This window comes from Kitasatospora sp. NPDC101155 (assembly GCF_044768305.1).
Lineage (GTDB): Bacteria > Actinomycetota > Actinomycetes > Streptomycetales > Streptomycetaceae > Kitasatospora.
This window is the reverse complement of sequence record NZ_JBIWPN010000003.1, coordinates 47,639-65,796: the sequence shown is the minus strand read 5'-3', so window position 1 is coordinate 65,796 and position 18,158 is coordinate 47,639. Positions and strand designations below refer to the sequence as shown.

Sequence of the window (18,158 nt, the reverse complement as noted above, 5' to 3'; positions counted from 1 at the left end):
CCGGTGGGATCCGCCCCCTAGCCCTCAAGGGGGACAGCCGGTGAAGAATCCACTTCCAGAGGATGAGCAGACGGCTACGAGCGGTCTGGCAGACTTGCCGACCATGGGGGAACCGACCGAGATCCAGCGAGGCGACGCCGGGCGCGCCGACGCGGCCCACGGTGGCGGTTCCGAAGCAGCGGCGGCCACCCCGGCCCGGCTGCCCGATGGAGCCACCCGTGCCGCCCAGTCCCGCACCGCCGCCCTGCGCGGCCGCATCCGCGACCAGCGCCGCTCACCGGCCCGGCCGCGGATCTGGTTCGAGTTGGCCCTGATCGGGATCAGCTACTGGCTCTACTCGATCGTGCGCAACGCCGTCCCCGAACAGGAGGCGGTGGCGCAGCGGAACGCACACTGGATCTGGGAGCTGGAGCAGCACCTCGGCATCGCCGTCGAGCATTCGATCAACCACGCCATGGACAGCGTCGGGTGGCTCATCACCGGGATGAACTACTACTACGCGACGCTGCACTTCATCATCACGATCGGCGTGCTGGTCTGGCTCTACCGCAGTCACCCCGGCCGCTACGTCGCGGCCCGCACGACGCTGTTCGTCACCACCGGGATCGCCCTGATCGGCTTCTACTTCTTCCCGCTGGCCCCGCCCCGGCTGATGACCGGCGGCGGTTTCATCGACACCGTCCAGGTCCACCACACCTGGGGCTCCTTCGCCTCCGGTCCCGCCGCGCACGTCTCCAACCTGTACGCGGCCATGCCCTCGATGCACATCGGCTGGTCGATGTGGTGCGGTCTGGCGATCTTCTACCTGGCCCGCCGGACCTGGGTCCGGGTGCTCGGCCTGATGTACCCGCTGACCACCCTGACGGTCATCATCTCGACCGCCAACCACTTCTGGATGGACGCCGTCGGCGGCGAGATCTGCCTCGCGGTGGGCTTCCTCACCTCCCGCTGGATCTACCACGAGTGGGTCTACAAGCTGCCGCAGGTGCCCGCCCGGGAGACGGCGACGGAGGAGCCGATCACCGTCCCGGAGCAGTGGAGCGAGCCGGCGGTCAGCACCGCGCGGCGGTAGCGGTACCGAACGGGGCCCCTCACGCAGGGGCCCCTTTCACATGCCCGTGAAGGCTCAGCCGGACCCGTAGAACAGCCGGTCCACCACCGCCCGGGCCCGCCGGGTGGTGCGCCGGTAGTCGTCCACCAGCTCCCCGCTGTGCCCGGCGCCGTACCCCAGGTAGCGGGCCACCCCGGCCAGCTCCCGGGCCTCGCCCGGGAAGCTGTCCCCCGGCCGCCCGCGCACCAGCATCACCGCCGCCCGCACCCGCGAGGCCAGCACCCAGGCCGTGTCCAGCACCTCCGCGTCCGTCGGCTCGACCAGCCCGGCCTCCGTGGCGGCCGCCAGCGCGGCCCTGGTCCTGGTGGTGCGCAGGGCCGGCAGCTCGTGCCCGTGCTGGAGCTGGAGCAGCTGCACCGTCCACTCCACGTCCGCCAGCCCGCCCCGGCCGATCTTGGTGTGGGTGGTCGGATCGGCCCCGCGCGGCAGCCGCTCGGCCTCGATCCGCGCCTTGATCCGGCGGATCTCCACCAGGTCCCGCTCCGGCACCCCGGTGCCCGGGAAGCGCAGCGGGTCGATCAGCTGCCGGAACCGCGCCCCCAGCTCCTCGTCCCCGGCCACCGGCTCGGCCCGCAGCAGCGCCTGGCTCTCCCAGGCGTGCGACCAGCGCCGGTAGTAGGCGGCGTACGAGGCCAGGGTGCGCACCAGCGGGCCGCTGCGCCCCTCCGGCCGCAGGTCGGCGTCGACCAGCAGCGGCGGCTCGGTGGACGGCGCGGCCAGCAGGGTCCGCAGCTCGTTGCAGACCGCCTGGGCGGCCCGGGCCGCCTCCTGCTCCAGCGAGCCGAGCAGCGGCTCGTGGACGAAGAGCACGTCGGCGTCCGAGCCGTAGCCCAGCTCGTGACCGCCGAAGCGGCCCATCGCGATCACCGCGATCCGGGTCGGCAGGTCCCCGTGCTCGGCCTCCCAGCCGGCCACGCAGGCGCGCAGCGCGCCCTGGAGGGTGGCGCCGTTGAGCGCGGTCAGCGCCTCCCCCGCGGTGTCCAGCGCCTCGCCCGGATCCTCCCCGAGCCGGCCGAGCACGTCCGCCGCAGCCGTACGGAACAGCTCCCGGCGGCGCACCGACCGGGCGGCGGCCACGGCGGCGGCGGCGGACCCGGCCCGGCCGACGGCGGCCAGTATCTCCGACTGCAGCGCCGCCCGGCCGCGCGGCACCAGGCCCTGCGGGTCGCCCAGCATCGCCACCGCCTCGGGGGCGCGCAGCAGCAGGTCGGGGGCGAGCCGGCCGGCCGACAGCACCCGGGCCAGCTGCTCGGCGGCGGCGCTCTCGTCCCGCAGCAGCCGCAGGTACCAGGGGGTGCGGCCGAGCGCGTCGGAGACCTGGCGGAAGTTGAGCAGCCCGGCGTCCGGGTCGGCGGAGTCGGCGAACCAGCCGAGCAGCACCGGCAGCAGGGTGCGCTGGATCGCCGCCTTGCGGCTCACCCCGGAGGCGAGCGCGCTGATGTGCCGCAGCGCGGCGGCCGGATCGGCGTAGCCGAGCGCCTCCAGCCGGGCCCGGGCCGCGTCCGGGGTCAGCCCGGCGGCGCCGGGCGGCAGCTCGGCGACGGCGTCGAGCAGCGGACGGTAGAACAGCTTCTCGTTCAGCCGCCGGACCTCCACCGCGTGCCGCTTCCACTCGCGCTGCAGCGCGGCCACCGGGTCGGAGCGGGTGTCGTCGTTGATCAGCGCGGCGAGCGAGCGGGCGAGGCGGCGCTGGTCCTCGTCAGCGGTGGGCATCAGGTGGGTGCGGCGCAGCCGGTGCAACTGGATGCGGTGCTCCAGCGAGCGCAGGAAGCGGTACGCGGCGTCCAGCGAGGCGGCGTCCGCCCGGCCGACGTACCCGCCCCGGGAGAGCGCGGCCAGCGCCTCCAGGGTGTTGCCGCTGCGCAGCGCCGGATCGGTGCGGCCGTGCACCAGCTGGAGCAGCTGGACGGAGAACTCGACGTCGCGCAGCCCGCCCGGGCCGAGCTTGAGCTGGCGGTCCAGTTCGGTGGCCGGGATGGAGTCGATCACCCGGCGGCGCATCTGCTGCACGTCGGTGACGAAGTTCTCCCGGGCGGCGGCCTGCCAGACCATCGGGGCGAGCGCCTCGACGTACGCGGCGCCGAGTTCGGCGTCCCCGGCGACCGGGCGGGCCTTGAGCAGCGCCTGGAACTCCCAGGTCTTGGCCCAGCGCTGGTAGTAGGCGAGGTGGCTGGCCAGGGTGCGCACCAGCGGGCCGTTACGGCCCTCCGGGCGCAGGTTGGCGTCCACCGGCCAGATGGTGCCCTCGCCGGTGGTGTCCGAGCAGAGCCGGGTGAGCGCGGCGGCCAGCCGGGTGGCGGCCTTGACCGCCTCGTGCTCGTCCACGCCCTCGCGCGGCTCGGCGACGAAGATGACGTCCACGTCCGAGACGTAGTTGAGTTCGCGGCCGCCGCACTTGCCCATGCCGATCACCGCGAGCCGGCAGGCCGCGGCGGCCTCCGGGTCCTGCTCGGCGGCGAGGTCCAGGGCGGTCTGCAGGGTGGCGCCGGCCAGGTCGGCGAGTTCGGCGGCGGTCTGGGCGAGGTCGGTGGTGCCGGTGAGGTCGCGGGCGGCGATGGCCAGCAGGCAGCGGCGGTAGGCGACCCGCAGCGCGTTCGCCGGGCCGAGGGTGTCGTCCCGGACGCCCTCGGCGAGGGCGCGGCGGAAGTCCTCCGGGCCGGGGTGCATGTCGCGCAGCTCGAAGGTGACCAGCACGTGCCAGTCGTGCGGGTGCCGGGCCAGGTGGTCGCCGAGCGCGGTGGAGACGCCGAGCACGCCGAACAGCCGGTCGCGCAACGGCTTGGAGGTGGCGAGGGTGTCGCGCAGGGTGTGCCGCTCGCCTTCGTCGGCGGCCTCCAGCAGCCGGGCCAGGCCCAGCAGCGCGAGGTCGGGGTCGGCGGTGGCGCCGAGCGCGTCCAGCACCACCGGGTCGTCGGCCAGGCCCACCAGTGCGGGGCCCGCCAGCAGCCGCACCGCCTGCGCGGGGTCGGTGAACCCGCGCCGGACCAGCCTGATCTCGGGCCGGCTGACCCGGCTCCCGGCCCGCTGTTCCTCCGCCGCCATCGGCCCCTCCATCCGTCCCCCCAGCAGGTTACGCGCCCGCGCGACGCGGCGCCGGGCATGACCGGCGGGTGGACCGGCCCGGCCGTTCGAACCCGCCCCCGCCGCACCGCGGGCCCGCCGTCGTCCGAACGAACGACAACGGGCCCGAAGGGGTTTGAGCCGGACTCAGAGCACCTGGAGGTTCTTCCGCAGCTCGAACGGGGTGACCTCGGAGCGGTACTCCTCCCACTCCTGGCGCTTGTTCCTGAGGAAGAAGTCGAAGACGTGCTCGCCCAGCGTCTCCGCGACCAGTTCGCTGCGCTGCATCAGGTCGATCGCCTCGCCGAGGTTCTGCGGCATCGGCTGGATGCCGAGGGCACGGCGCTCGGAGTCGGACAGCGCCCACACGTCGTCGTCGGCGCCGGGCGGGAGCTCGTAGCCCTCCTCGATGCCCTTGAGGCCGGCCGCGAGGGTGACGGCGTAGGCGAGGTACGGGTTGCAGCCGGTGTCCAGGGAGCGGACCTCGATCCGGGTGGAGCCCTGCTTGCCCGGCTTGTACATCGGCACCCGGATCAGCGCCGAGCGGTTGTTGTGGCCCCAGCAGATGTACGAGGGGGCCTCGCCGCCGGCGCCGGCGGTGCGCTGGGAGCCGCCCCAGATCCGCTTGTAGGAGTTCACCCACTGGTTGGTGACGGCGGCGGTCTCGGCGGCGTGCCGCAGCAGGCCGGCGATGAAGGATCTGCCGACCTTGGAGAGCTGGTACTCGGCGCCGGACTCGTGGAAGGCGTTGCGGTCGCCCTCGAACAGCGAGACGTGGGTGTGCATGCCGCTGCCCGGGTGCTCGGAGAACGGCTTGGGCATGAAGCTCGCGTGCACGCCCTGCTCCAGCGCGACCTCCTTCATGACCAGCCGGAAGGTCATGATGTTGTCGGCGGTGGACAGCGCGTCGGCGTAGCGCAGGTCGATCTCCTGCTGGCCGGGGGCGCCCTCGTGGTGCGAGAACTCGACCGAGATGCCCATCGACTCCAGCATGGTGATCGCCTGGCGGCGGAAGTCGTGGCCCACCCCGCGCGGGGTGTGGTCGAAGTAGCCGGACTGGTCGGCCGGGATCGGCGGGGTGCCGTCGCCCGGCAGGTTCTTCAGCAGGAAGAACTCGATCTCGGGGTGGGTGTAGAAGGTGAAGCCCAGGTCCGAGGCCTTCTCCAGGGTGCGCTTGAGCACGAACCGGGGGTCGGCGTAGGAGGGCGAGCCGTCCGGCATCAGGATGTCGCAGAACATCCGGGCGGTCCCCGGGGTCTCCGAACGCCACGGCAGGATCTGGAAGGTGGTCGGGTCCGGCTTGGCGATCATGTCGGACTCGTAGACCCGGGCGAAGCCCTCGATCGCCGAGCCGTCGAAGCCGATGCCCTCCTCGAAGGCCTGCTCCAGTTCGGCCGGCGCCACCGCGACCGACTTCAGGAACCCGAGCACATCGGTGAACCACAGCCGGACGAACCGGATGTCACGCTCTTCGAGCGTCCGAAGCACGAACTGCTGCTGCTTGCCCATGGGGACAGTCTCACCTCTGCTCTTTACGCTCGTGTTACGCCCGGGCGACCCCCGAAAGACCTCGCGCGGCGACTGCCCCCATCATGGCCGATCATCGCGCCGCCCGGCAGTGCCGACCCCGGTTCCGGACCCCCTCGCGGGACATTGCGTCAGTTAGACGATTACACTCGGGGCATGCCCAATCTCCGTCTCGCCCTGTGCCAGATCGACCCCTGGGTCGGTGACATCGCCCGCAACAGCGATGAGGTGGTGCGCTGGACCAGGCAGGCCGTCGAGGCCGGTGCCCAGCTGGTCGCGTTCCCCGAGATGGCCCTGACCGGGTACCCGGTCGAGGACCTCGCCCTGCGCAGCTCGTTCGTCGAGGCCTCCCGCGGTGCGCTGGTCGAGCTGGCCGGGCGGCTGGCCGACGACGGGCTGGGCGAGGTACCGGTGGTGGTCGGCTACCTCGGGCGCTCCGACCACGCCTCGCCGCGCTTCGGCCGCCCGGCCGGGTCGCCGCAGAACTGCGCCGCCGTACTGCACCGGGGTGAGGTGGTCACCCGCTTCGCCAAGCACCACCTGCCCAACTACGGCGTCTTCGACGAGTACCGCTGGTTCGTCCCGGGCGACCAGCTGCCGGTGCTGCGGGTGCACGGGGTGGACGTCGCGCTGGCCATCTGCGAGGACATCTGGCAGGACGGCGGCCGGGTCACCGCCGCCCGCGAGGCCGAGGCCGGACTGCTGCTGGTGGTCAACGGCTCGCCGTACGAACGGAACAAGGACGACCAGCGGCTGGAGCTGGTCCAGCGGCGCGCGGCCGAGGCAGGCTGCACCCTGGCGTACGTCAACATGGTCGGCGGCCAGGACGAGCTGGTCTTCGACGGCGACTCGATCGTGGTCGGCGCGGACGGCGAAGTCCTCGCCCGCTCCCCGCAGTTCGAGGAGCACCTGCTGGTGCTGGACCTCGATCTGCCGGCGGCCAGCAGCGACCACACCGACGGCCTGCTGCTGAGCGACGGGCTCCGCCTGGTCCGCACCGAGCTGGGCGGCGAGCAGGCCGGGGCCCCCGCCGGACGGCTCGACGCCGGGGTCGCGCCGCGACTGTCCGACGAGGCCGAGATCTGGGCGGCACTGGTCGCCGGCACCCGGGCCTACGTGACCAAGAACGGCTTCGAATCGGTGCTGATCGGCCTCTCCGGCGGCATCGACTCGGCGTTGGTGGCCTCGATCGCGGTGGACGCGATCGGGCCCTCGAACGTGTACTGCGTCTCGATGCCCAGCCGCTACTCCTCCCAGCACTCCCGGGACGACGCGGCCGAGCTGGCCCGCCGCACCGGGCTGCACTTCCGGACCGTCTCCATCGCCCCGATGTTCGACGCCTACCTGAGTGCCACCGAGCTGACCGGCCTGGCCGAGGAGAACCTGCAGTCCCGGCTGCGCGGCACCCTGCTGATGGCGATCTCCAACCAGGAGGGGCACATCGTGCTCGCGCCCGGCAACAAGAGCGAGCTGGCGGTCGGCTACTCGACCCTGTACGGCGACTCGGTGGGCGCGTTCGGGCCGATCAAGGACGTCTACAAGTCGCTGATCTTCCGGCTGGCCCGCTGGCGCAACGAGGAGGCCGAGCGGCGCGGCGAGGTGCCGCCGATCCCGGCGAACACGATCAGCAAGCCGCCGTCCGCCGAGCTGCGGCCGGACCAGAAGGACACCGACTCGCTGCCCGACTACGACCTGCTGGACAGCGTGCTGGACCGCTACATCGAAGGCGACGAGGGCCGGGACGCGATCGTCGCGGCCGGCTTCGACCCGGCCGTGGTGGACCGGGTGGTCCGGCTGGTCGACACCGCCGAGTACAAGCGGCGCCAGTACCCGCCGGGCCCGAAGATCTCGGTGAAGAACTTCGGCCGGGACCGCCGGCTGCCGATCACCAACCGCTGGCGGCGCGGCTGACCTACGAGGAGTACCGGTAGGCGGCGGCCACCGCGAGGTGGTCGCTGCCGTCCCGGGGCAGGGTGCGGGAGTCCACCGGCTTGAGCCCACCCTTGCTCATGATCTGGTCGATCCGCGCCATCGGGAAGGCGGACGGCCAGCTGAAGCCGAAGCCGTCCCCGGCGGCGCCCTGGGCCGAGCGCATCTGCGAGGTGACCGGCGCCAGGCTGCGGTCGTTCATGGTGCCGTTCAGGTCGCCGAGCAGCAGGACCTTCTTCTGCTGCTCGCCCTGGATCGCGTCCCCGAGCGCCTGGGCGCTGACGTCCCGCTGGTCGACGGTGAAACCGCTCTCGGCCTTGAGCCGGACCGACGGCAGGTGCGCGACGTACACCGCGACCGGGCCCTGCGGGGTGGCCACCTGGGCCCGGAACGCCCTGGTCCAGCCCATCTTCAGGTCCACCGGGGAGACCCCGCTGATCGGGTACTTCGACCAGAGCCCGACCGTCCCCTCCACCGCGTGGTACGGGTACGCGTCGGCGAGGCCGGTCTCGTAGGCCCGCAGAGCCTTGCCGGCCAGCTCCTGCAGGGCGACGATCTGGGCGTCCGAGGCCACCAGGCCGCGGATGGTGCCCGGCACGTCGGTGTTGTCGGCGGCGACGTTGTGGCTGACCACCGTCCAGTCGCCCTTGCCGCCGCTCTTGTCGGTCAGCAGCCCGCCGAACAGGTTGGCCCACAGCACGGCGGGCAGCAGCAGGGCGAGCAGCGCGGTGGCGGAGCGGCGCAGCAGCGCGGGCACCAGCAGCACCGGGACGGCCAGGCCCAGCCAGGGCAGGAAGGTCTCCAGCAGGCTGCCGAGGTTGCCGACGCCGTTGGGCACCTCGGCGTGGAAGGCCAGCAGCACGGCGGTGAGCACGGCCAGCAGGGCGATCACCAGTCCGCGCCGCCAGGTGCTGCTGCCGCGGCCGTCCCGGCCCCAGTCCCGCAGGCCGAGGAAGCCGCCGGTACGGCCGCCGGGGGCGGCGCCCGTGCCCCAGGCGGCCGTGATGCGGTCGGTGCTGTCCGCCTGCGTCATGCCGTGGCTCCCTCGTTCGTGCCGTCGCCGGTCCGGCGTCCGGTCCGTGCGGGTACGGGCGGAGTGCCGGACTGGTGCCGGTTTGATCGGATACCCGGCTCAGCCTATGCCGGGACAGACGCCCGCCCCCGGGAGCGGGTTCCGGCGTGGCCCGGTTTGGTGAGCCAGGCCACGTCCGGACACGATCCACTCGGGCGCTGCGTGGGCGCTGCGTGGGCGCTACTTGGGCGCGAGACCGTCGAGCAGGGCGTCGACCATCTTGCGGGCGAGGTCCGGGTCCTCCAGGTCGGAGTCGTCCCACAGGATGCTGCGGTAGAGGATCGGGCCCATCAGCAGGTCGCCGAGCAGGTCCAGGTCGAGGTCGTCACGGATGATGCCCTCGGCGACGGCCTGGCGGATCAGGCCGAGCCCGGCCTCCCGGCGGGGCTTGATCACCCGCTCGCGGTACGCGGTGTACAGCTCGGGGAGGGTCTGCATCTGGCCGAGGGCGGCCTTGAGCACCCAGCGGGTGCGCTTGGCGAGGCCGCGCCGGCGGACGTAGTCGATCATCTCGATCAGGTCGTCCCGGGCACTGCCGCCGGACGGCTCCGGCACCGGGACCTCCAGCCGGCTGACCACGTCGACCAGCAGGGCCTCCTTGTTGGACCAGCGCCGGTAGATGGTGGCCTTGCCGACGCCGGCGGCGGTGGCGATGCCCTCGATGGTGAGCTCGGAGAGTGTGGTGCCGGCGGCCATCATGTCCTCGACAGCGGTGAAGATGGCCTGCTCGGCGGCCTCACTGCGGGGCCGGCCGCGGCGTGCGGCCGCACAGTGCTGCCCGGTGTCGGCGCTCGGCGTGTCCGTCCTCATCCCCGATGTCTCTCCCTCGCTGACCCCGGGCGCGCGGGCGCCGTGGCGTTTCGGTAGGTGGGTCCGCGGGCGGGTGGCCCCGCCTGGACCGAGGCCCTGCCGACCGGGTGCACCGGTCGGCAGGGCCATTGTCGCGCAGCTGATCCGCAGATCAGGCGTCGGCGGCCGCGGCCTCCCGGGTCTGGCCCGGCTGCGCCGGGGCCGGTCCGGCCGGGCCGCCGGGGGCGGCGGTGCGGCGCGGCAGCAGGAACCAGGCGACCAGCGCACCGACCAGCGAGATGCCCACCGAGAGCGAGGCCACGACGTGCATGGCGTGGATGAAGGCGTCGTTCGCCGGGGCGATCAGCGCCTTGCCCGCGCCGTTCGGGATCCGCTCGGCGATGGCCAGGGTGGACTCCAGCGACTCGCCGGCCTTCTCGCGCAGCCCCTCGGGCAGGTGGTTGAGGGTGTCGGCCATCCCGTCCCGGTAGACGGTGGAGAGCACCGCGCCGAGCACGGCGACCCCGAGTGAGCCGCCGACCTGGCGGAAGGTGTTGTTGACGGCCGATCCGGCGCCGGCCTTCTCGCGGGGCAGCGAGCCCATGATCGCGACGGTGACCGGCGGCATGACGTGCGCCATGCCCGCACCCATCACCAGGCCGAGCACGATCAGCACCCAGATCGGGGTGGTCGCGGTCAGCACGGTGTAGCCGACGAAGCCGATCGCGACCAGCACCATGCCGCCGGCGGCGGTGGCGGCGACGCCGAGGCGGTCGACCACCAGCCGGGCCCGCGGGGCGAACATCAGCTGGGCGACGGCCAGCGGCAGCATCAGCAGACCGGCCTGCAGGGCGCTGTAGCCGCGCACGCTCTGGGTGTAGAAGACGCCGAAGAAGGAGACGCCCATCAGCGCGAAGAAGATCACGGCGACGACCACCACCGAGGCGCTGAACACCTTGTTGCGGAACCAGGTGACGTCCAGCGCGGGGAACGGCGTGCGGCGCTCGAACCAGACGAAGGCGACCAGCGCGAGCACTCCGAGCAGGGTCGGGCCCCAGGCCTCGAAGGAGGTGAAGTCGGCCAGCTCGCCGCCCTTGATGATGCCGTAGATCAGCGCGACCAGGCCGATGATCGACAGCAGCACCCCGACCGGGTCCATCTTGCCCGGGCTGGGGTCCTTGGACTCGGGGACCAGGATCGCCATCGCGATCACCGCGACGACCACGATCGGGACGTTGACCAGGAAGACCGAGCCCCACCAGAAGTGCTCGATCAGCAGGCCGCCGGTGATCGGGCCGATGGCGATGGCCAGGCCGACCGCGCCGGCCCAGATGCCGATCGCCTTGGGCTGCTCCTCGCGCTCGAAGACGTTCATGATGATCGCCAGCGTGGCGGGCATCGCGAGCGCGCCGCCGACGCCCATCAGGGCGCGGTAGCCGATGAGTTCACCGGGCGAGCCGGCCATCGCGGACAGCAGCGAGGCGATGCCGAAGACCACCATGCCGGCCAGCAGGGCACGCTTGCGGCCGAAGCGGTCACCGAGCAGGCCCGAGGTGAAGAGCAGCCCGGCGAACACCAGGGTGTAGGAGTTGATCGCCCATTCGAGGTCACTCTGGGTGGCACCCAGACCGACCGGGGCGGGGGTCGCGATGGTCTTCATCGCGACGTTGAGGATCGAGTTGTCGAGCACGACGACGAGCAGGGCGAGCACCAGGGTGCACAGGATCGCCCAGCGTCTGCGGTGGATGGCTTCCGGCACACGGGGTGGCGCGGCTGCGGTGGTCATTGGTCTTCCCGTCCGTGTTGGCGTGGCACTGGCGGGCATTTGCGAGTCGCGGACGTCTCGTAACCCCCCGCACCAGAGTAGCGGCCAATACGATACGAGACGACTCCGTTTCGCAAAATGGAGGCAAAGCCCAGATGGCCCGGAGGGGCCGGTGTGGCGTGGATCGCACCCGGTCGCGCGCACCCCTCTTTGCGCTCACGTCGGGGCGTGCAAGCATGGAGGTGATCCGGGGACGCCGCACGGCGCCACGAGACGACAACCCTTCAGGAGTCCGTTCGATGAACGCTTCTTCGCCTTCGCCTGCCCAGAACCAGGCGTCGACCACCACCCTCTACGGCGGGGTCACCAACCGCCGCGTCACCGTCCGCGACCTCGCCGCCGCCAAGCAGCGCGGCGAGAAGTGGGCGATGCTGACCGCCTACGACGCCCTCACCGCAGGGGTGTTCGACGAGGCCGGGATCCCCGTCCTGCTGGTCGGCGACTCCGCCGGCAACTGCCACCTCGGCTACGAGACCACCGTGCCGGTGACCATGGATCAGATGGCGATGCTCTCCGCCGCCGTCGTCCGCGGCACCCAGCGCGCGATGATCGTCGCCGACCTGCCGTTCGGCTCGTACCAGGAGTCGCCCGCCCAGGCCATGCACAACGCCGCCCGGCTGATGAAGGAGGCCGGGGTCGGCGCGGTCAAGCTGGAGGGCGGCGAGCGCAGCGCCCGCTCGATCGAGCTGCTGGTCGAGGCCGGCATCCCGGTGATGGCGCACATCGGCCTCACCCCGCAGTCCGTGCACGCCTTCGGCGGCTACCCCGTCCAGGGCCGCGGCGACGAGGCGGCGCACCAGCTGCTGCGCGACGCCAAGGCCGTCCAGCAGGCCGGTGCCTTCTCGGTGGTCCTGGAGGCTGTCCCGGCCGAGCTGGCCGCCCAGGTCACCGAGCAGCTGGCGATCCCGACCGTCGGCATCGGCGGCGGGCCGGAGACCGACGCCCAGGTGCTGGTCTGGACCGACATGGCCGGCATGACGGCGGGCCGGGTGCCCAAGTTCGTCAAGAAGTACGCCAACCTGCGCGGCGTCCTGGGCGAGGCCGCCCGCGAGTTCGCCGAAGAGGTCCGCACCGGCGCTTTCCCGGCGGCGGAGCACAGCTTCCACTGACGCCCACCCGCTTCACCTCGTCGCCGCTTCGACATCGCCGAAGCGGCGACGAGGCAGGTCCACGAGCAGAACAAGGCCCTGAAGGAGAAGATCAAGGCCCTCAAGGCAGACCTCGCTACCGAACGTGAGAAGAGCAAGGTCCTGACGAAGATCGCCGTAGAGCTGTCGCTGGAATTGGACCAGGCCAGACAGGAGCTCGGCAGCGCATCAGCAGTCACCCCCTTGAGCCGCAGCAGGTCATCTCGACCGTAGTGTGGCGGGGCCCTCGGGAAATCCGAGGGCCCCGCCACTCGCGCCACCTCAGCGGGCGATCAGCTGGCGGACCGCGTCGCTGACCTCGGGGAACTCGGTGGGGAGTGCCCACTGGTGGGCGTCGTGTTCGGTGAGGACGATCGGTTCGGTCTTCTCCACGATGACGGCGAAGTTGAACTGCCGGGTCGTGCCGCCGCGGCTGTTTTGGTAGTCGAAGTGCCCGATGTAGCCGGTGACCTCCTTGATGGTCAGCCCGGTCTCCTCCTCGGTCTCGCGGTACAGGGCGTCGAGGATGGTCTCTTCCTCCTCCAACTCGACGGTCCCGGAGGGGATCTCCCACATCCCGCCCATGTAGTCGTCGGGGTTGCGCCGTACGAGCAGGACCCGGCCGTCGTGGTTGATCACGGCGGCGGCGACGAAGCCGGTGATGCCTGCGGCTTCGGCGTCGGCGGCCAGGCCGGCCACGAACTCGGGGGAGGTGACGGTCACTGCAGCTCCTTGTGATGGTCGCTGATCTTGGTGGCCGCGCGGACGTACTGCTCGGCCACCTCCAGATCCTGCTCACGATGCCAGACCGGGAGCTTGATCGTGTGGGCGTGGGCGTGCTCGGCGACGGGGAAGTCCCCGGGCTTGTAGCGGCGGTGGGAGTGCGGGTGGCCGGGGAAGAGCGTGCTGGGCTGCTGGTACAGCGGGAGCTGGTTCATGGGGCAGGTGGAGCCGGGGCGGTCGAACTCGGTGGCGCCTTCGGCGATCAGCGCCTGGTGGAAGCGCTCGATCGGCAGGCCGTCGAGCTCGTCGGGCCGGTAGGTGAGTGTCAGCCCGTACCAGGACGGGACCACCCCTTCGGGCATCTCGGTGACCTCCAGGCCGGGTATCCGGGCGAGTTGGCCGGTGAGGTAGCGGGCGATCTCGGCCCGGCCGGCGAGGTAGCCGTCGAGGCGGGCGAGCTGGTCGTGGGCGTTCGCGACAGCGACGATGTCGGTCATGTCGGCGGGCTTGCCCCACAGGTGGGTGACCATGATGGCCCGGGTGCGGGGGGTGATCAGCTCCTCGATCCGGTTCGGGTCGATGTTGCCGTCCGGTCCGGTCTCGCACAGCACCGGCACCGCGCGGAGGTGGAAGAGCGGGGATGCGGTGGCGTGGAAGGTCCAGGCCGGGACGATGACCTCGTCGCCGGGCTTGATCCTCGCGGCCCAGTAGGTGGCGTGCAGAGCGGCGGTGCCGGAGCTGGTGGTGACCGCGTGCCGGACGCCGAGGTACTCCTGCAGGCCGTCCTCCAGCTCGGCGACGATGCCGGACCGGCCGGGGATGGAGATCGACTCCTCCAGCTGGCTGGCAACCTTGGCGCGGGTGGTGTCGTCGATCGGCGGCCAGGTGAAGTGCGGGCCCGAGGCGGTCACTTCGGGCTTGCCGCCGAGCAGGGCGAGGGGGCTGGTCACAGCATCTCCTTCGGGTCGATGTAGCGCCCCGCTGCCTTGGACTGGTAGCAGGAGGCGATGAACGCGGCGTGCGCGAGGTGCTGGTCGGGGCCGGAGGTGTTGGGCCGCTCGCCGTCCAGGACCCGGCAGAAGTAGTCGATCTGCGCGGTCGCGGCCGAGGCCGGGGCGTGGGGGCGGGTGAGCTCGTCGATGGCCGCTCTACCGTGCGCTTGAGCGAGCCCGGCGAACCCGGAGGATCCGGTTGTACTGCTTCGGCGTGGGCTGTGACGCGCTCACGTTGGCGGCAACCATCCCGACAGCGCTCGTGATCGAAGACGAGGTCTTCGAGGAGTTGTTCGGCGAGGTCGTTAAGACCAACGCCGAGGGGGTGACCGCCACAGAGTGGAATGGCCAGGACACCTCTGCCGGCATCCCGTTCACCGAGCAGAACGCCCTACAGTTCATCGGAAATGAGCCCATGGCGCCGCCAGGCGCGGCATGCTTGGCCCTGGCCTGGAAGTACCGCGATCTGCTGCTCGGCTCGTAGCCGACTGCAAAGCATCGCGCCCACATGCACAGAAGGAGCATCGTGCCCAGCCCGCCCGTGGCAGACGTCCAGCCCACCCCATTCGACAGTGGAGAGCAGTGGCGACGGGTACGCGGCTTCCTGAACGATCAGCGTCACGCGTTGACCGGTCGGCTGCTGGCAGAGCATACGCCCAAGAGTCTCATTCCGGGGACACCCCTTCTGGCCCGACGGCACTGGATTCCGGAACAGCCGGTGCCGCTGGAGCACGTCCGGCTGAACTGGAAGCCAGACGCGCCCGCAGCACCGTTGAACGGCAGTGAGCCAGAGCTCGATCACATCCGACCGCACCGGGAGGACGGGAGCGTCTACCGAAGCTATGCGGACGCAGTTCGGGAACTCGCCAAACCAAGGCTGTTCGAGAACCGAAGCTGCTACCGCCTGCTCGACGTTGAGGCATCAGCCACTGGTCCGACGCTGACCTTCGGCCGTGGCCAGTACTTCGACGTGATCAACATCTGCGAGGCCGCCGCGCACGAGTACGCTGCGGCAGTCCTGGCGAGCTCGGACAAGCCAGTGGCCCCTTCGGCAACGCCCTTTCGCGCATCCATCGCCGATCCGACCGACCTCACGCGTCGGCCCGTCATGGCGGCGACGAGCACGCTGACCATCCGGAACGATCTTGCGTCCGGCGAAGCCGAGTTCGTGTTGCACTGGCGCGACCCTGAAAAGGTCGCCAGCGGTGGGGGCCTCTACCAGGTCATGCCTGTCGGGATGTTCCAGGCGTCACACGACGCGCCGTGGAATGAGGGGAACGACTTCGATCTCTGGCGAGCGATCCTCAGGGAGCTGAGCGAGGAACTGCTCGGTGACACCGAGGACTACGGAAGCGACAGGGCGCCGATCGACTACGCGGCCTGGCCGCCCAGCAAGGCACTCACGGCCGCTCGCGAAGACGGGAGACTGCGGGTCTTCTGGCTCGGCCTCGGCATGGATCCGCTGACCTTCGTCACCGACATGCTGACAGTGGCCGTGTTCGACGCCGACTTGTTCGACGAGACGTTCCAGCGGATCGTCTCCACCAACGACGAAGGCCACCGCGTCGGGCAGGAGGACGCGACCGGGCGCTCGACGGGGATTCCGTTCACCGCTGAGCAGGTAGATCGCCTCACAGGCACCGAACCGATGCAGCCCGCCGGCGCGGCCCTGCTGCGGCTCGCCTGGCAACACCGGAAGGCTCTGCTGGGCGGTATTCAGAAGTAGCGGGAGATGCTCCTAGGATCCTCAGCTGTGCCCCTCGGCTGACCGAGGGGCACAGCTGCTAATCGATCGAAATTCTCGTGGTCTTTAAGGCGGCGGCCTCCTCGCCAGAGGAGGCCCGCGCCAAAATTTCTCTTCAGCCGCCTAGGCAAGGCGGTCGGCCCGTTTCGCCGACCATCCTCCTGTTAATTTTTGCATGTCCTATCGCCAGGAAGCTTCCTCGATAGGTCGCGAGTATCTTCTTAAATCCTGGTCCCTCGGATTGCCGAGGGACCATTGATCTTTCCCTGTTTGTTCAAAATTGATTTTTCTTTCAGTGGGGCCTCCTCGATCGAGGACGCCCCACCCGGACGGCGGTGACAGCGCGGTGACAGCGCGGTGACAGCGGGCACGGCCGCGCGACAGGGGGCCGACAGCCGGGGCGGACAACCTGGGGGCATGACAGGAATCGCCACCGCCCCGAACACGCGGGGAGCCGCCGGGAATGCCGTCGAGGTGCACGGCATCGTCAAGCACTACGGCGCCACCAAGGCCCTCGACGGGGTCGACCTCACCGTCCGCGAGGGCACCGTCCTCGCCCTGCTCGGCCCCAACGGCGCGGGCAAGACCACCCTGGTGCGCGTTCTCTCCACCCTGATCAAGCCCGACGCCGGCACCGCGTACGTCGGCGGCTACGACGTCCTGCGCCAGCCCAAGCAGCTGCGCCGCACCATCGGCCTGACCGGCCAGTACGCCTCGGTGGACGAGCTGCTCTCCGGCTACGAGAACCTCTACCTGATCGGCCGGCTGCTCGACCTCTCCAGCCGCGAGGCCAAGGCCCGGGCCGCCGAACTGCTGGAGCGCTTCTCGCTCACCGAGGCCGCCAAGCGGCCCGCCAAGACCTACTCCGGCGGCATGCGCCGCCGCCTCGACCTGGCCGCCAGCATGATCGGCCGCCCCCGGGTGCTCTACCTGGACGAGCCCACCACCGGCCTGGACCCGCGCACCCGCAACGAGGTCTGGGACGAGGTGCAGCGGATGGTCGCCGAGGGCAGCACCGTGCTGCTGACCACCCAGTACATGGAGGAGGCGGAGCAGCTCGCGAGCGAGCTGACCGTCATCGACCGCGGCAAGGTGATCGCCAACGGCGCCGTCGCCGAGCTCAAGGCCAAGGTCGGCGGCCAGATCCTCCAGGTCCGCCCGGCGCACCCGGCCGAACTCCCGGAAATGGCCCGCTGCCTGCACGAGAGCGGCATCACCGGCGCCGCCGTCTCCGCCGACGAAGGCCTGCTCGCCGTCCCGCTCACCGACGAGGAGCAACTGACCACCGTGATCGGGGTGCTCGGCACCCGCGGCTTCGCGATCGCCGGCGTCGACACCAAGGTTCCCAGCCTGGACGAGGTCTTCCTCGCCATCACCGGCAAGCCCACCACCGACGCGGCCACCGCCCCCGCCGCCGACCTCGTCAAGGAGCCCGTCGCATGACCACCGCCACGCTCGCCCCCGCCCGGGTAGAGGACACCCGGATCGGCCTGGCCGGAACCATGCGCCACATCGGCGCGCTGACCAGGCGCAACCTGATGCGGATCAAGGCCGACCCGGAATCGATGTTCGACGCCGTGCTGATGCCGATCGTCTTCACGGTGCTGTTCGTCTACGTCTTCGGCGGCGCCATGTTCGCCGGGAACCAGGACGCCTACAAGCAGTTCATGATCCCCGGGCTGCTCGGGCAGACCGGCATGACGCTGGCGCTGGCCGTCGGCACCGGCCTGAACAGCGACTTCCAGACCGGGGTGATGGACCGCTTCCGCACCCTGCCGATCGGACGGGCCTCGGTGCTGCTCTCCAAGATCATGGCGGAGACGCTGCGGGCGCTGCTCTCCTCCGCGATCCTGCTGACCTTCGCCTTCCTGCTCGGCTTCGAGCTGAAAACCGGTGTGCCGGAGCTGCTGGCCGCGGTCGGCCTGTCGCTGGTGTTCGGCATGTCGATCGTCTGGATCTCGATGCTGCTGGGCATGTCGCTGCGCAGCGCCCAGGCCGTCCAGGGCGTCTCCATGCTGGTCCTGATGCCGATGCAGTTCGGCAGCTCGATCTTCGCGCCGACCGACACCATGCCCGGCTGGCTGCAGGCCTTCACCAAGGTCAACCCGCTGTCCGCGCTGGCCGACGCCTCCCGCGCGCTGCTCAACGGCGAGGGGGCGGTGGCCCACCCGGTGATGATCGTGCTGATCTGGTCGGTCACCACCACCGCGATCTTCGCCCCGCTCGCGGTGGCCCGCTTCCGCAAGCGGACCTGAGCGA

14 protein-coding genes are annotated in these 18,158 nt (G+C 71.1%); 7 read left to right on the top strand and 7 right to left on the bottom strand.

The window, feature by feature from the left end; all coding sequences use genetic code 11:
- The first annotated feature begins 103 nt into the window (after positions 1-103).
- Positions 104-1,072, top strand: coding sequence for a phosphatase PAP2 family protein (locus ACIRYZ_RS05030; RefSeq protein ID WP_402939687.1), 969 nt, complete (start codon positions 104-106; stop codon positions 1,070-1,072).
- Between the two features lie 54 nt (positions 1,073-1,126).
- Here the strand turns inward: ACIRYZ_RS05030 and ACIRYZ_RS05025 are convergent, their stop codons facing one another.
- Complete coding sequence (locus tag ACIRYZ_RS05025; RefSeq protein ID WP_402939684.1) at positions 1,127-4,153, bottom strand: bifunctional [glutamine synthetase] adenylyltransferase/[glutamine synthetase]-adenylyl-L-tyrosine phosphorylase; 3,027 nt, start codon at positions 4,151-4,153, stop codon at positions 1,127-1,129.
- 165 nt (positions 4,154-4,318) lie between these two features.
- Entirely contained in the window at positions 4,319-5,680 is a 1,362-nt protein-coding gene (glnA, locus tag ACIRYZ_RS05020) for a type I glutamate--ammonia ligase (RefSeq protein WP_380609224.1), read from the bottom strand.
- A gap of 174 nt (positions 5,681-5,854) precedes the next feature.
- Here glnA and ACIRYZ_RS05015 point away from each other — a divergent pair, with 174 nt between their 5' ends.
- Positions 5,855-7,609 carry an NAD+ synthase gene (locus ACIRYZ_RS05015; protein WP_402939679.1) on the top strand — a complete coding sequence of 585 codons (1,755 nt, stop codon included), beginning with the start codon at positions 5,855-5,857 and terminating at the stop codon, positions 7,607-7,609.
- Between the two features lies 1 nt (position 7,610).
- Here ACIRYZ_RS05015 and ACIRYZ_RS05010 read toward each other — a convergent pair whose 3' ends face one another.
- The 3 genes from ACIRYZ_RS05010 to ACIRYZ_RS05000 all read right to left on the bottom strand — a co-directional run bounded on the left by ACIRYZ_RS05010 (position 7,611) and on the right by ACIRYZ_RS05000 (position 11,274).
- Positions 7,611-8,660, bottom strand: coding sequence for an endonuclease/exonuclease/phosphatase family protein (locus tag ACIRYZ_RS05010; RefSeq protein ID WP_402939676.1), 1,050 nt, complete (start codon positions 8,658-8,660; stop codon positions 7,611-7,613).
- Between the two features lie 219 nt (positions 8,661-8,879).
- Positions 8,880-9,509, bottom strand: coding sequence for a TetR/AcrR family transcriptional regulator (locus ACIRYZ_RS05005; RefSeq protein WP_402939673.1), 630 nt, complete (start codon positions 9,507-9,509; stop codon positions 8,880-8,882).
- A gap of 151 nt (positions 9,510-9,660) precedes the next feature.
- A complete protein-coding gene (locus ACIRYZ_RS05000) occupies positions 9,661-11,274 on the bottom strand; it encodes an MFS transporter (protein WP_402939670.1) in 1,614 nt (537 codons plus the stop codon).
- Between the two features lie 278 nt (positions 11,275-11,552).
- Between ACIRYZ_RS05000 and panB the strand changes: the two genes are divergently transcribed.
- Positions 11,553-12,422, top strand: coding sequence for a 3-methyl-2-oxobutanoate hydroxymethyltransferase (panB, locus tag ACIRYZ_RS04995; protein ID WP_402939668.1), 870 nt, complete (start codon positions 11,553-11,555; stop codon positions 12,420-12,422).
- A 300-nt stretch (positions 12,423-12,722) separates the two neighbouring features.
- Here panB and ACIRYZ_RS04990 read toward each other — a convergent pair whose 3' ends face one another.
- Positions 12,723-13,163 carry an NUDIX hydrolase gene (locus ACIRYZ_RS04990; protein WP_402939666.1) on the bottom strand — a complete coding sequence of 147 codons (441 nt, stop codon included), beginning with the start codon at positions 13,161-13,163 and terminating at the stop codon, positions 12,723-12,725.
- A complete protein-coding gene (locus tag ACIRYZ_RS04985; RefSeq protein WP_402939663.1) occupies positions 13,160-14,113 on the bottom strand; it encodes a DegT/DnrJ/EryC1/StrS family aminotransferase in 954 nt (317 codons plus the stop codon). Before ACIRYZ_RS04985 ends, ACIRYZ_RS04990 begins: the two co-directional genes overlap by 4 nt.
- A gap of 241 nt (positions 14,114-14,354) precedes the next feature.
- Between ACIRYZ_RS04985 and ACIRYZ_RS04980 the strand changes: the two genes are divergently transcribed.
- From ACIRYZ_RS04980 to ACIRYZ_RS04965, 4 genes are all read left to right on the top strand, one after another.
- Positions 14,355-14,639 (top strand): hypothetical protein, encoded by a 285-nt coding sequence (locus tag ACIRYZ_RS04980; RefSeq protein WP_402939660.1) that lies wholly within the window; start codon positions 14,355-14,357, stop codon positions 14,637-14,639.
- A 42-nt stretch (positions 14,640-14,681) separates the two neighbouring features.
- A complete protein-coding gene (locus ACIRYZ_RS04975; RefSeq protein WP_402939658.1) occupies positions 14,682-15,881 on the top strand; it encodes an XRE family transcriptional regulator in 1,200 nt (399 codons plus the stop codon).
- Positions 15,882-16,316: 435 nt separating this feature from the next.
- Positions 16,317-17,342: an ATP-binding cassette domain-containing protein gene (locus tag ACIRYZ_RS04970; RefSeq protein WP_402939655.1), complete on the top strand. Its 1,026-nt coding sequence runs from the start codon at positions 16,317-16,319 to the stop codon at positions 17,340-17,342.
- Positions 17,339-18,154, top strand: a complete 816-nt coding sequence (locus tag ACIRYZ_RS04965; protein ID WP_393038757.1) for an ABC transporter permease — start codon at positions 17,339-17,341, stop codon at positions 18,152-18,154. Before ACIRYZ_RS04970 ends, ACIRYZ_RS04965 begins: the two co-directional genes overlap by 4 nt.
- Positions 18,155-18,158 lie beyond the last annotated feature (4 nt).